Origin of the sequence: Chryseobacterium sp. MHB01 (genome assembly GCF_034651565.1) — a bacterium.
Taxonomy (GTDB): domain Bacteria; phylum Bacteroidota; class Bacteroidia; order Flavobacteriales; family Weeksellaceae; genus Chryseobacterium; species Chryseobacterium nepalense.
In genome coordinates, this window is the sequence record NZ_JAYEDA010000008.1 from 188,235 (window position 1) to 202,106 (window position 13,872).

Consider the following 13,872-nt stretch of genomic DNA (forward strand, 5'->3'; position numbering starts at 1 on the left):
ATTTTTTTCTACAAAAATAAATAAAAAACTCACCCATAAGGTGAGTTTAAATCTATTGAAATAGTTTGATTATTCTTTAATTATTTTTTCAGAAATAGAAGTTCCGTCTGTGAATTCTACCTGCATAATATAATTTCCTTTAGGCAATGAAGAAATGTCTGCCTTAGCTGATGAAGATTTTAATACTGATTTTCCAGTGAAATCTAAAATTTCAGATGATTTTATTTTCTTATCAGATTTGATATTGATTTCTCCTTTTGTTGGGTTAGGGTAAACAGATACTTTACTGATTGTATTATTTAAATCCTTGGTTCCCAATGATTGAGAGGATTTAAAGATTCCTCCTACCGAGGATGAAGTATTAAATCCACCGGAATAGCATGTATTAGCATCAGAGCATCTCACACTTAAATGTTGTACTGCAGAGTCTATTACAGTCCATGTTGAGCCATTATCTATACTTTTCCAAGATCCACCTGCAGAACTTGTTGCTACTAATATATTTGTACCAGGTACATATGTAATGTCATTAATTTTATTAGCGGCAGTAATACCTGAAAATGTTACACTTGACCATGTTGCTCCTCCATCAGTTGTTCTGTAAAGGGCAAGTGCTGTAGGGGTGGTTCCCAGATACGTTTTTTTCATCACCAGACCCTTGCTGGCATCGCTCCATGCCATATCTCCGCTTATAGAAGCTCCCCCGAAGTCTGAAAGACTATAAGTAGCGCCATTAAATGCAATACTCCATGTTACACCTTTGTCTGTAGATTTAAAAATACGACCTTTATTGGTGTAGAAGAAGATATTATTACCAACGGCATAATATCCTGCGTTATAACCATACTCACCACTACTAGGATTAGGAAGATTTGCAGCTGCAACTCTAGTCCACGTACCACCTCCGTTTGAAGAGGTGTAAAGCTCGAATTCTCCGCCTTCCGGATCTCCACCAGCAATAACATTATTGGCATCAAAAGCATGAACAAAATTTAAATAAGATTCTCCGGCGGTTGAAAAAGCTTTTTGAGGTGTCCATGTTACACCACCATCCACTGTTTTGTAAACTGATCCTAAGCCATCTGTTGACGTGGATAATAAAGCTCCAACCCAAGCCGTAGTGCCACTGACTCCTGATATATTAGTAATAGTTAATGTAGGATCTCCTACATTGATTGTCCCTGATGTCCAAGTGGTACCTCCATTAGAAGTTTTGGTAAATTCCTGAACATTAGAAGGATTAGCCGGGTCTACAGGATCACCGTCATAAGCAAATGCCCAAACAGTTGTCGCATTATAAACTTCAAGTCCGGCAATACCCCTTGATGGGGTTGCAAAAGCACTGTTTTGTGTCGACCAATACTGTGAAAAAGCTGATGAGCTAATTACAAGCGCAAAAGCAGATAGTAAAATTCTTTTCATAAGATTTTTTTGTAAAGCTAATAAAAAAACAAATAATCTTTACAAAAATATTTATTAAAAACCTTTATTGTTATATATTATTTAATTTACGAACTGCAGGAAAGTGTTGAACATCCGGAAACATCATCATATTCCGATGGCCTTTTCGCTGAAAATTCCGGGTAGATGGTATGATAAGGATTTTCCAGGGCGTGGGTCAATTTACCGAGCATTTCCGCTTTTCCATCATTAATTTCTTCAATACATTGATATAAAAGGTAATTCCTTAAAATAAATTTAGGATTTGTTTTGTGCATAATTTCTAAAGATTTTTCTCTTGAAATAATATTTTTTTCTAATCTGGACTTATAGTCTTTCATAAAATCATCCAATCTTGAAATTTTTTCATCATTAAGAAATATATAGGAAACACTTTCAAACTGAAGCCTTAAATCTTTTTGGTCATCATATTTTTCAAGTTCATTAAAAAACAGCGTATAATCTAACTGAAGATCCTGCATAAGGCTCTGCCAACTGTTAAAAAACTTTTCATCATTGGTTAACAGCTGATCAAACCCGAATTTTCTGCAAAGCATCCGGTCATGAGATTCCCAGAAATAGCTTCCGTAATCATTCAGGATATCTTCAAGGAATTTTTCATCTTTAATTAAAGGATGAAGTGCATTTGCCAGCTGCCAGAGATTCCATTGGGAGATCTGTGCCTGTTTTCCGAATGCATATCTTCTTCCGGGCAGGTCGGTTGTATTCGGAGTAAAATTCAAGTTATATTCATCCATCATTGAATAAGGGCCATAATCTATGGTAAGTCCCAGAACCGACATGTTATCTGTATTCATTACCCCATGTACAAATCCTACACGGTACCATTCAACCATAAGATCAGCGGTTCTTCTGCAGATGTTTTCAAAAAAATCTTTGTATTTCTGCTGGCCTTCCGATTGTATTTCTGTGAAATAATTTTCAATGGTGAAATCAGCCAGTTCCTTCAATATTGTATATTCCTGCTGGGCAGACATCAGTTCGAAATGCCCGAAACGTAAGAAACTTTCGGCTGTTCTTATGATTACAGCGCCTTTTTCGTTTTGCGGATTTCCGTTATACATAATATCTCTTACTACTTCTTCCCCTGTAAGAGCAAGACTTAATGCTCTTGTTGTGGGAACACCGAGATGATGCATGGCTTCACTCATCAGATATTCACGCACTGAAGACCTCAGGACCGCTCTTCCGTCCGCATGTCTGGAGTACGGTGTTGCTCCGGCGCCTTTCCACTGGATCTCATGTTTTTGCCCGAGATTGTTGGTAATCTCTCCGGCAAGTATTGCTCTTCCATCTCCCAGCTGTCCTGCCCAATTGCCAAACTGATGTCCGGCGTAAGCAGTAGAATAAGTCTGCATTTCTTGTGGAAGACTATTCCCAACTAAAAAATCCAAATCTTTTTCTTCGAATTTTCCCAAACCGATTTCTTCGGAAAGGTTTTCATTAAAAGCAATAAGTGAAGGATGATCAAAACCTGCCGGATTTACGGTTGAGAATAAAACCTTCGGAGTATTTCTCTGCATCGTGTTACCGGAAAAATCTCCCGGAAACTTTTTTATAAAGGGTTGTTGTATGTTTTCAATCTTCATATCTCAAAGGTATTAATTAAAAAAGAAAAGACCTTCCAAAATATTGAAAGGTCTTGTGTATTTCTAAAAGAGAATTTATTTATTATTAAAGTCTATATCTTCACTGCTGTTAAGATTGTCATTAACATTTTCTTCTTTTTTGCCCGGTGTTTTTGGTCCGGATGGCTCTACCGGTTTCGGGTTTTTGATTTCGTCCAGCGTCTGCAGTCCGCCATCGTCTCCATAACCTGAGCTTAATCCTTTAAGATTTGAACAGCCGTCTTTCCATTCCGATGGTTTTACAAACTTATCACTCGGAGAAACTCCAAGGCTTTTATCTGCCCATACTTTCTTCATGAAAATGGCCCAGATCGGAAGTGCCATTTTGGCTCCCTGGCCTTCACCTGTTCCATAGAAATGCGTAGCTCTGTCTTCCCAGCCAACCCACGCACCTGTTGCCAGCTTTGGAACGATACCCATAAACCAACCGTCTGAATTATTCTGGGTAGTACCGGTTTTACCTGCAATTTCTATATCTTTTGAAATTCCTTTTCTTCCCAATTCTCCTGAAGCTGTACCATACTGTGCTACTCCTTTCATCAGTTCGATCATAGTATAAGCGTACAGCGGATTCATTACTTCTTTTGGCTCAACATTCACTTCCTTAATTACTCTTCCGTTGGCATCTTCAATTCTCCAGATCATTTCCGGTTTATTGTAATTACCATAGTTAGCAAAAGTACTATAGGCTCCCACCATTTCGTAGATGGTGATGTCGGATGAACCTAATGCCATCGGAAGACTTGTTGAAATCTCTTCTGTTACACCAAGATCTCTCGCCGTCTGAATTACACTTTGTGTCGTTGTCATTTCAGCCAGACGCAGTGCTACAGGGTTTTGAGAGTGTGCTAAAGCATCTTTCAAAGTAAGCATTCCGCCTCTTCCCGGTACGTGGTAAGTTCCTTTGTTAAAACTTGCATTAGACACCACGGAACAAGGAGTCATTCCCAATTTCATAATGGCGGTTGCATAAACAAAAGGTTTGAAAGTAGATCCTACCTGTCTTTTCCCCTGTTTGATGTGGTCGTACTGGAAGTGCTGCCAGTCGATTCCTCCTACCCAGGCTTTTATTTCCCCGGTTCCGGGAACCATAGACATTAATCCTGCCTGAGCTACTTTCTTATGCCATCTGATAGAATCCCAAGGGGACATTTCCACCTCTTCTTCTCCGGCCCATGTGAAACGTGATGTTTTGATCGGCTTTTTGAATTCCATCATGATAGAATCTTCGGAAACTCCGGCTGCTTTCAGCTGCTTGTAACGTCCGGTTCTTTTCATAGCCTGAACCATCAGGTCGTTGATCTGCTTGCTGTTAAGATAATAAAACGGCCAGTCTTTTCTGCCTCTCTGTTCAGCATCAAATCTTTTCTGAAGATCTGTTAAATGCTCTCTGATAGACTCTTCGGCATACTTCTGCATCTTGGAATCGAGGGTGACGTAAATTTTTAATCCGTCTTTATAAAGATTCAGCTTTTTGCCGTTTTCTTTTTCGTAATCCTTTAAATAAGCATCAATTTCCTTTTTTAAATAAAACTTATAATAAGCGGAATAATCATCATTGATGTTTTTGATTGGATGATAATCTAAAACAATTGGAGTTGCAATGGCTTTATTATAGGTGTCCTGATCTATATATCCCGTCTTCAGCATCTGTTCCAGTACGACATCCCTTCTTGCTTTCGCTCTTTCAGGATTTCTCATCGGGTTATTTTTTACAGGATTTTCCAGCATTGCTACAAACATGGCGGCTTCCGGTAAAGTCAGTTCTGATGTTTTTTTATTGAAATAGATTTTGGATGCCATTTCAATACCGTTAGCATTATATAAGAAATCAAACTTATTAAAATATAAAGTAACGATTTCTTCTTTTGTATATCGCTTTTCAAGACTTACGGCAACTACCCATTCTTTAAGCTTCTGAAACGCTCTTTCAATTTTATTCTGAGAAGCCCCATTGGTAAAAAGCAGTTTGGCAAGCTGTTGTGTGATAGTAGAACCACCTCCGCGTTTTCCACCATAAGCTACAGCTCTGGCGACAGATTGTAAATCGATCCCCGAATGTTCTTTAAAACGTTCATCCTCTTTGGCCTGAAGAGCATATACCAGGTAAGGAGGAAGATCTTTATAAATGATAGGCTGGGTTTTTTCTTTTTCAAATTTTCCCAATAGAACACCATCCGAAGAATAGATCTCGGAGGCGACATAAATATCCGGATTTTCAAGTTCTTTTACATCCGGCATTTCCCCGAGAAAACCTTGGGAAACGGCGAAAAAAATACCTGATATTCCTAATACTACAGCAATAAGTCCGACCCAGATAAATTTCACCCACTTTTTCCAGCCGGTATTTTTTTTCTTAGGAGGAAGAGGGAATGTTTTCCCTTTATTTCCTGTAATTTGTTTGTTTACTTCCATTGATGATTACGGTTTAGCCGTTTCTATTTTTACTCCAATATCTTCGATTCCCGGAAGGATGTCATTTCGCATAGCCTGAGTGAGACCAATCTGATATTTTCCTTTTGTCGGAAATCTGTAATTCAGTTTATACTGAAATAAAGTTTCCTTTGTATCACCGAAGCCGGTTCCCAACCATTCTCCATTAGGTTTTGCCAAAACATAATTCAGCGTATCAGTCTGCTTTTTTTTGGTCTGCATATCGGTGAAGTTTACAATAAACCTGATATTACTGTAAGGATATTCATTATTGTTTCTTACAACAAATATAATATTTTTAGGATTTTGCGGATCCGAAACTTCAAGATTAAATTTCTGTTCGCTTTTCTTATTCCACTTGTTATCAACAGAATTCATAATCACTTCTTCTTTTGAAGAAGAATTACAGCTGAAGAGAAGGATAAGCGAGAATAATCCTAAGATTTTACGCATTATTGTCTTTTTTTGGAGGAAACTTCTTTTTAAATTTTTTCTTGTTCGGGTTTGGTTTTTTGTCAACCTGAGAATCTGCTGCAGCTTCTACTTTTTCCAACTGGGGCTTTTGCTGTGGGTTGTTTTTTTGTTGTTTCTGCTGATTGTTCGGATTCTGATTTTGTGGCCTTTCCTGCTTCTGAGGCCTGTCGGATCTTTCAGGACGTTCCTGTCTTTCAGGTCTGTTGTTGTTTTTTTTCTGTCCCTGATTCTGGTTGTTCTGATTATTATTCGGTCTGTTCTGATTTCTGTTTTTATTGTTTCCTCTTCCTTTCTTCTCGAAACGGTCAACATTATTTTCCTGAATCAGATCTATGCTTGCAAACGAAGTTTCAGGCTGTTTCAGTTCTTCCAGAGGAAGTGTTTTTTCGCCACGTTTATTTTTTGCAATCAGTTTTTTAACGAGATCAATATCAAAATCGTACCAGGCAATAGAATTCTCAACGTATGCAAACCACATTTTCTTTTTGAAAACGTCGATCTTTATGCAGAATGCTCTTCCTTTTTCTGTATCAAGTGTTGTTGAAGAAGACGGGAAATTGCTCAATGCGTCAAGATAGCTGTCCAGCTCGTAATTCAGACAGCATTTAAGTTTGCCACACTGTCCTGCAAGCTTTTGAGGGTTGATGCTCAGCTGCTGATATCGGGCAACATTAGTGTTTACAGATCTGAAATCCGTAAGCCATGTCGAGCAGCAAAGTTCTCTTCCGCAGGATCCTATTCCTCCCACTTTTGCAGCTTCCTGTCTGAAGCCGATCTGCTTCATATCGATCTTTGTACGGAACGCTCCTGCATAATCTTTAATTAACTGTCTGAAATCTACACGATTATCAGCAGTATAATAGAACGTAACCTTTGAAGCGTCACCCTGATATTCCACATCGGTGATCTTCATTTCAAGACCAAGCCTGTGGGCGATTTTTCGCGCTTCTATTTTTACGGTTTCTTCTTTTTTTCGTGCTTCCTGCCATACTTCCAGATCTTTCTGGTTGGCCAGCCTGTATATTTTCTGTACAGATTCTTCAGAAAATTTCTTCTTTTTCATCTGAATCTTTACCAGTTCGCCGGTGAGACTTATCACACCTACATCATGTCCGGGACTTGATTCTACTGTTACAACACTACCTATGTGTAATGGAATATTATTTACATTTTTATAAAACGATTTTCTGTCATTTTTAAATCTAACTTCAACAAAATCACATCTGTTCGGTGCGGGATTGTTGATGTTGGAAAGCCAGTCAAAAACACTTAATTTATAACTATTACCACAGGTATCTACATTTTCACAGCCATTCGCGGTCTTCTTGGGTCCGCAAGAATGTGCAGAATCGCCGGATGTTTTACATCCACAACTCATATATAATATGTTTAATTTGCAAATTTATGATTTTTATCTTTATGAGGTCTAAAATAATCAAATATTCAGAAACTTACCTGTTTAGTTTTAAACAAAGCTCTAAAAGTAGTGATTTAGTTTAGTTTAAGTTTCTTATAATCTTAGATTTAGAATAAAACCGCAGCAAAGTATTATTTTAAACATAGTTTTATTTGATTTTATTGTTTAAAATTTTATGATTTATTAACAGACCTAAGTAAAATAATTTTATATTTGGGTTATATAATAATAGTCTATGAAAAAAATATTAGTATCAACTGCATTATTGGCAGGTGTTCTATCTTATGCAGGAGGTTTCAGGGTTTCTCTGCAAGGGGTAAAACAATTGGCAATGGCACATACCAGTGCTCATGCTGAAGATGCGAGTGTGGCATTCTTCAATCCTGCAGGTATGTCATTCATTCCCTCGAAATTAAGTATTGTAGCCGGTGGATTTGGCGCAAGCAACAGAGTTACTTTTCAAAACCTGAATACGTTACAGACTACAGAGACTGATAATCCTTTAGGAACGCCTATTTACGCTGCCGTAACATACAGGCCTCTTGAGAAACTAACTGTTGGTTTCAGCTTTACAACTCCTTTTGGAAGTACTATAGAATGGCCGAATGATTGGGAAGGAAAAGAAATGGTTCAGAAACTTGAACTGAAAAGTTACTATTTCCAACCTATGGTTTCTTATAAATTTAATGACTGGCTGGCTTTCGGAGCAAGCTATATTTATGCTAGAGGTACTGTAAACTGGGATAGAGCGGTTACTCAATTTGGAGGGCAGCTTAATCTTGATAGTAAAGCAAGCGGACACGGATATAGTTTCGGCTTTTATTTCAGACCGGATCCTAAAGTGGATGTAAGTATTGCTTACCGTTCTCCTGTTGATATGAAAGCTAAGGATGGTACGGCGACATTTAAATTCCCATCTACATCAATCTATCCTTTGTTAGGCTTAAATTCTTCAGGAACAGACGGATTTACCGCAACATTACCTTTGGTTGAGGAATACACCATCGGTTTAACGTATAAAGTAACTCCGAAATGGTTGATCTCTGCAGATTTTAATTATCACGGATGGTCCAGATATACTCAGCTTACCCTCGATTTTGCAAGCGCTCCTCTGGCTACAGGAAATGCAGATCCAACAGTTGTGGTTGCTCCTAAAAATTTCAGAAATGCAAAAACATTCCGTTTGGGAACTCAGTACGCATTCAGCAATATGATTTACGGGCGTCTTGGTGCTTATTATGATGAATCGCCTTACTCTGATGACCACTTTATTCCGGAGACCCCATCTTTCAACACGTATGTTGTGACCGGTGGTGTAGGATTTAAACTAAAGCAGTTCGGGGTTGATATTGCCGGAGGTTATGCAATGCCTCAGTCACGAAATGTAAATAATAAAACCCTTGGTTTCTACGGACAGGCTAAAGCGACGGCTTACTATTTCGGTTTAGGTTTATCTTACAATCCTTTTTAATTGAAGACTATGAAAAAAATTATAATTTCTACATTAGCGATTTCCGCACTTTTATTTACAACGAGCTGCGAGGATGATTTTGATCAAGATGTAAATGATGTTGTAGTAACCAGTGGTGAAGCCAATTTTTCCAGATATGTTGCATTGGGAAATTCATTAACATCAGGATACAGAGATGGTGCACTCTATTCGGAAGGACAAAATGAGTCTTACCCTTCCATTATTGCACAGCAAATGAAGCTTGCAGGAGGCGGTGATTTTAAACAGCCACTGATGCCTAATAATACAGGGGGCTTCAACAACCTGCCGGGTTTCCCTGGAAAACTTACTCTTAAAGTCGTTAATGGATCATTAACTCCCGTTGCCGGTACTCCCGGAGGAGCGTTGGACAATGTCGCTTCGGGAAGACCTTACCAGAACATGGGTGTGCCGGGAGCAAAATCTTTCCATCTCGTAGCGCCTGGATACGGAAGTCTTGCAGGTCTTGCAACCGGAACGGCAAATCCTTATTTTGTGAGATTTGCTTCATCCGCCACAACTTCAGTTTTAGTTGATGCAATATCCCAGGCTCCTACTTTCTTCTCTCTGTGGATAGGAAACAATGATGTCCTTTCATATGCAACAAACGGAGGTACAAACTCTCAGACAGTGGGAGGGGTTACCACATACACGGCTGCAACGGTTCAGCCTGACACTGCAAGCCCTGCAACATACAGATCGAATGATATTTCGAATCCTAATATTGTTGCGGGTTCTATCAAAGCGGTTTTGGACGGTCTTAAAGGAGGAGGTGTTACAAAAGGAGTAATCGCCAATATTCCTGACGTTACCAATATTCCTTTTTTTACAAGAGTTCCTTATAATGCAATTCCTTTAGATGCAGCAAAAGCCCAGGCTTTAAACACACAGCTTTATGGGCCTTTAAAGGCTGTTCTTACTGCATATGGGCAAGGAAGCAGAATTAACCCTGTCGTAGCGGGAAATAATCCTGTGCTTATTATCGATAATAAATTAGCTGATCTTTCGGCTCAGCTTACGGCTGCTTTAGCAGCAAATGGCTATACTCCTACTCAGGCGGCATTTATAGGTAATGCTTTCGGAAGAGCACGTCAGGCAAAGCAAGGAGAATTAATGCTTCTTACATCCAGCAGCTTATTAGGTTTAGATGCAACGACCAATCAGCCAGCTACTCCGAGTTCTTTATTCATCTATGGGGCAAGTTTCCCAATTGGTGATCAATATTCGTTAACAGCTGATGAAGTAAACAATATTTCTACAGCGGTAACTGCTTATAATACATCCATCAGATCAATGGCAGATTCCTATGGTTTAGCTTTTGTTGATATGAATAAGAAAATGGTAGAACTGAATTCAAAATCAGGGATCACTTATAATGGGGTGAAATACACCGCAACATTTGTTAGCGGAGGTACCTTCTCTCTCGATGGGGTACACCTTACCGGAAGAGGATATGCTATCGTAGCGAATGAATTTATCAAATCGATCAACGCGAAATACAAATCCAATCTGCCGCAGGTTGATGCCAATAAATATTCGGGGGTTACCTTTCCGTAATTCTCAATTAAATAAAAACTTAGAAACCACAGGATAGATTCTTGTGGTTTTTTTTTAAATTTGCAAAATCTTTTAAAAAGTAAAAATGGCCCATCAGTTAAGTTATCTATTTTGTACAAGGACGAGCAAGGACTTGGCAGAGAAAATTGCCCAGTATTATGGGAAAGAATTAGGAAAAATAAACTTTCAGGAGTTCAGCGACGGAGAATTTGAACCGGTTCTGGACGAGTCTGTAAGAGGAGGAAGAGTTTTCCTGATCGGATCCACATTCCCTCCGGCGGATAATCTTTTAGAACTTCTTCTAATGATTGACGCAGCAAAAAGAGCCTCTGCAAAAAGCATTACGGTAGTGCTTCCTTATTTCGGACTTGCCAGACAAGACAGAAAAGACAAGCCGAGAGCGCCAATCGGTGCAAAGCTTGTAGCCAACCTTTTAACGGCTGCAGGAGCAACCAGAGTAATGACGATGGATCTTCACGCAGATCAGATCCAGGGATTCTTTGAAATACCGGTGGATCATTTATATGCATCTACAATTTTCGTAGATTATATCAGAGACCTTAATCTTGAAAACCTTACGATTGCTTCTCCGGATATGGGTGGAGCTAAAAGAGCGAAAAATTATGCAGGGCACCTTGGTGCAGATGTAGTTATTGCTTATAAGGAAAGAAAAAAAGCAAACGTTGTAGAAGAGATGTTTCTTATCGGGGATGTAGTAGGTAAAAATGTGATTCTTATCGATGATATGATTGATACGGCAGGGACACTTTGCAAAGCTGCAGATATCCTGATGGAAAAAGGAGCGAAAACCGTAAGAGCCATGGCAACTCACGGCGTGCTTTCAGGAAAGGCTTATGAGAATATTGAGAACTCTAAACTATTGGAAGTTATTGTAACTGACTCGATTCCTGTAAAAAATAATTTGTCATCTAAAATAAAAGTGCTATCTTGCGCCCCATTATTTGCAGACGTTATGAAGATGGTTCATGAGCATCAATCAATTAGCAGTAAGTTTGTTATTTAATTGACAGTTAGAGTTTTGCGAATTTAATTTTAAACAATTTTTTAAATTTTTATAAATGAAATCTATTACAATTCAAGGTACAAAAAGAGAAAGCGTGGGCAAAAAGTCTACAAAAGCTTTACGTGATGCTGAATTAGTTCCTTGTGTTGTTTACGGAGGTGGTGAGCCATTGAACTTCTCTGCAGAAGAGAAAGCATTCAAAGGTTTAGTATATACTCCTGAAGCACACACGGTATCTATTGAGGTTGATGGTCAAACAATTCCGGCTGTTCTTCAGGATATTCAGTTTCACCCGATTACTGACAAAATTCTTCACGCAGATTTCTATCAGTTAGCTGACGATAAGCCAGTTATCATGGAGGTTCCTGTAAGAATCACTGGTCGTTCTAAAGGTGTTGTAGCTGGTGGTGTTCTTCGTCAGTCTTTCAGAAAACTGAAAGTGAAAGCGATTCCTGCTAACTTACCAGATGAGATCGTTGTAGATGTTACTCCATTAAGAATTGGTAACAAGCTTTACATCGGTGGAATCAAAACTGAAGGGTTTTCTTTCATGCACCCGGACAATGCAGTTGTTGTAGCTGTTAAGATGTCTAGAAATGCAATGAAAGGTGGTGCTGCAGCAATGGATGATGAAGATGAAGAAGAAGTTGCAACTGAAGAAGGAGCAGCTCCGGCAGCAGAAGAAACAACTGCAGCAGAATAAGAATTTCTTATCTGAACAATATAGAACCTGTCAATTTATTGGCAGGTTTTTTCTTTTTAGATTACATCTATAATCATATTTCTACACAATACCTTTAGAAAAAAAGCCGTAAATTTGAAGTGTTCTAAATAAGAACGTTTTAATTTAAAAATTTAATAAATGTTTGACATTCAGGAAATCAGAAGTCAGTTTTCTATATTAGATCAGAAGGTGAACGGTAAACCATTGGTTTATCTCGATAATGCAGCAACATCACAGAAACCAGATTCCGTTTTAACAACATGGGAGCGGTATTATAAAGAGATTAATGCCAATGTACACAGAGGGATTCATACGCTGAGCCAGCTAGCAACCGAAGAAATGGAACGTTCCAGAAGAAAAATTCAGAATTTTATTAATGCAAAACATGATTTTGAGGTAATTTTTACCAAAGGAACAACGGAAGGCCTTAACCTTATCTCATATATTTTAACACAAAAGCTTAAAAAGGATGATGAGATCATTATCTCTTATTTGGAACACCATTCCAATATTGTTCCTTGGCAACTGCTTTGTGAAAGAACAGGTGCAAAACTGAGAGTTATTCCTATTGACGAACAAGGTATTCTCCAGCTTGATGTATTTGACACTTTTTTAAGTGAAAAAACCAAAGTGGTTTCTGTAAATCATGTTTCCAATGCTTTGGGAATTGTAAACCCTATCGAGGAAATCATTGCAAAAACAAGAAAAAATACCGATGCTTATATTGTAATTGACGGTGCTCAGTCTGCACCGCACTTTACCATCGATGTTCAGAAAATGGACTGTGATTTCTATGTTTTTTCTGGACATAAAATGTACGCCCCGATGGGTACAGGAATTCTGTATGGGAAGCAAAATATTCTTGAAGAACTTCCGCCATTTCATGGAGGAGGAGAGATGATTGCGACTTGTTCATTTGATGGAACTACCTATGCGCCACTGCCTTTCAAATATGAAGCAGGAACCCCGAATGTTGGTGGAAATATAGCATTGGGAGCAGCGGTGGACTTTATCCTGAAAGTGGGGCAGGAAAATATTCAGAAGCATGAAAATGCCTTGCTGGAATATGCTCAAAGAAGATTGCTGGAATTGGAAGGCATAAAGATCTATGGTGAAAAAGCCAATAGAACAGGTGTGGTTTCTTTTAATCTTGAAGGCGTTGGTATTTCTTCCGATGTAGGAATGATTCTGGATAAATTAGGAATTGCCGTAAGAACGGGACACCACTGTACGCAGCCTATCATGGATTTTTTCAATATTGCAGGTACGGTAAGAGCCAGTTTTGCCGTGTACAACGAATTTCATGAAATCGATCTTCTGGTGGAGGGAGTAAAAAAAGCGCAGAGAATGCTTAGCTAGTTTTCGCATTTTCCTGTACAATAAAAACCCGGGCGGAAATTTTTCCGCCCGGGTCTGTTTTAATTATCAGCAATTTTAATTAAGACCGGAATCGCACATTTCAATAGGAACCAGACAGCTTGTTGAGGTACATGGGTTTCCGGTAGGAATCTGCAGACAGCAAGCGTGGTAGCCGTTGTATATAATGTGATAAGTATTTCCAGGACAGGTATGACCGCCCATTACTTGTTTTAAGTTTTCTCTCTGGAGTTTTCTTAGATTTTTCATAGTATTTTTATTTAGTGATTTTGTAATTATTTCACTAAG

At 38.6% G+C, this 13,872-nt stretch carries 11 protein-coding genes; 5 read left to right on the top strand and 6 right to left on the bottom strand.

All coding sequences use genetic code 11. The features are described from left to right. Positions 1-69: 69 nt before the first annotated feature. The 5 genes from U9K52_RS14520 to U9K52_RS14540 all read right to left on the bottom strand — a co-directional run bounded on the left by U9K52_RS14520 (position 70) and on the right by U9K52_RS14540 (position 7,374). A complete protein-coding gene (locus U9K52_RS14520) occupies positions 70-1,422 on the bottom strand; it encodes a T9SS type A sorting domain-containing protein (RefSeq protein ID WP_322927147.1) in 1,353 nt (450 codons plus the stop codon). An 86-nt stretch (positions 1,423-1,508) separates the two neighbouring features. Then, entirely contained in the window at positions 1,509-3,050 is a 1,542-nt protein-coding gene (locus U9K52_RS14525) for a protein adenylyltransferase SelO (protein WP_322927148.1), read from the bottom strand. A gap of 75 nt (positions 3,051-3,125) precedes the next feature. Continuing rightward, positions 3,126-5,504, bottom strand: coding sequence for a penicillin-binding protein 1A (locus U9K52_RS14530; RefSeq protein ID WP_263602030.1), 2,379 nt, complete (start codon positions 5,502-5,504; stop codon positions 3,126-3,128). A gap of 6 nt (positions 5,505-5,510) precedes the next feature. Next, positions 5,511-5,975, bottom strand: coding sequence for a gliding motility lipoprotein GldH (locus U9K52_RS14535; protein WP_248389008.1), 465 nt, complete (start codon positions 5,973-5,975; stop codon positions 5,511-5,513). Further along, positions 5,968-7,374, bottom strand: a complete 1,407-nt coding sequence (locus U9K52_RS14540) for a regulatory iron-sulfur-containing complex subunit RicT (protein ID WP_322927149.1) — start codon at positions 7,372-7,374, stop codon at positions 5,968-5,970. Before U9K52_RS14540 ends, U9K52_RS14535 begins: the two co-directional genes overlap by 8 nt. Positions 7,375-7,648: 274 nt before the next feature. Between U9K52_RS14540 and U9K52_RS14545 the strand changes: the two genes are divergently transcribed. The 5 genes from U9K52_RS14545 to U9K52_RS14565 all read left to right on the top strand — a co-directional run bounded on the left by U9K52_RS14545 (position 7,649) and on the right by U9K52_RS14565 (position 13,566). Continuing rightward, positions 7,649-8,884 carry an OmpP1/FadL family transporter gene (locus U9K52_RS14545; RefSeq protein ID WP_248389006.1) on the top strand — a complete coding sequence of 412 codons (1,236 nt, stop codon included), beginning with the start codon at positions 7,649-7,651 and terminating at the stop codon, positions 8,882-8,884. A gap of 9 nt (positions 8,885-8,893) precedes the next feature. Next, positions 8,894-10,459 (top strand): G-D-S-L family lipolytic protein, encoded by a 1,566-nt coding sequence (locus tag U9K52_RS14550; protein ID WP_263602031.1) that lies wholly within the window; start codon positions 8,894-8,896, stop codon positions 10,457-10,459. Positions 10,460-10,544: 85 nt separating this feature from the next. Further along, positions 10,545-11,483 (top strand): ribose-phosphate pyrophosphokinase, encoded by a 939-nt coding sequence (locus tag U9K52_RS14555; protein WP_248389003.1) that lies wholly within the window; start codon positions 10,545-10,547, stop codon positions 11,481-11,483. A 55-nt stretch (positions 11,484-11,538) separates the two neighbouring features. Continuing rightward, a complete protein-coding gene (locus tag U9K52_RS14560) occupies positions 11,539-12,186 on the top strand; it encodes a 50S ribosomal protein L25/general stress protein Ctc (RefSeq protein ID WP_090000564.1) in 648 nt (215 codons plus the stop codon). 159 nt (positions 12,187-12,345) lie between these two features. After that, the gene (locus tag U9K52_RS14565) at positions 12,346-13,566 is read left to right on the top strand and encodes an aminotransferase class V-fold PLP-dependent enzyme (protein WP_263602032.1); all 1,221 of its coding nucleotides are present in this window, start codon (positions 12,346-12,348) and stop codon (positions 13,564-13,566) included. 75 nt (positions 13,567-13,641) lie between these two features. On the opposite strand, the gene U9K52_RS14570 is transcribed toward U9K52_RS14565, so the two are convergent. Beyond that, a complete protein-coding gene (locus tag U9K52_RS14570) occupies positions 13,642-13,833 on the bottom strand; it encodes a bacteriocin-like protein (RefSeq protein WP_248388999.1) in 192 nt (63 codons plus the stop codon). Positions 13,834-13,872 lie beyond the last annotated feature (39 nt).

Coding starts and splice junctions, on each gene's coding strand:
- U9K52_RS14520 (WP_322927147.1), bottom strand. CDS start 1,422: ATGAAAAGAATTTTACTATCTGCTTTTGCGCTTGTAATTAGCTCATCA.
- U9K52_RS14525 (WP_322927148.1), bottom strand. CDS start 3,050: ATGAAGATTGAAAACATACAACAACCCTTTATAAAAAAGTTTCCGGGA.
- U9K52_RS14560 (WP_090000564.1), top strand. CDS start 11,539: ATGAAATCTATTACAATTCAAGGTACAAAAAGAGAAAGCGTGGGCAAA.
- U9K52_RS14535 (WP_248389008.1), bottom strand. CDS start 5,975: ATGCGTAAAATCTTAGGATTATTCTCGCTTATCCTTCTCTTCAGCTGT.
- U9K52_RS14555 (WP_248389003.1), top strand. CDS start 10,545: ATGGCCCATCAGTTAAGTTATCTATTTTGTACAAGGACGAGCAAGGAC.
- U9K52_RS14540 (WP_322927149.1), bottom strand. CDS start 7,374: ATGAGTTGTGGATGTAAAACATCCGGCGATTCTGCACATTCTTGCGGA.
- U9K52_RS14545 (WP_248389006.1), top strand. CDS start 7,649: ATGAAAAAAATATTAGTATCAACTGCATTATTGGCAGGTGTTCTATCT.
- U9K52_RS14550 (WP_263602031.1), top strand. CDS start 8,894: ATGAAAAAAATTATAATTTCTACATTAGCGATTTCCGCACTTTTATTT.
- U9K52_RS14570 (WP_248388999.1), bottom strand. CDS start 13,833: ATGAAAAATCTAAGAAAACTCCAGAGAGAAAACTTAAAACAAGTAATG.
- U9K52_RS14565 (WP_263602032.1), top strand. CDS start 12,346: ATGTTTGACATTCAGGAAATCAGAAGTCAGTTTTCTATATTAGATCAG.
- U9K52_RS14530 (WP_263602030.1), bottom strand. CDS start 5,504: ATGGAAGTAAACAAACAAATTACAGGAAATAAAGGGAAAACATTCCCT.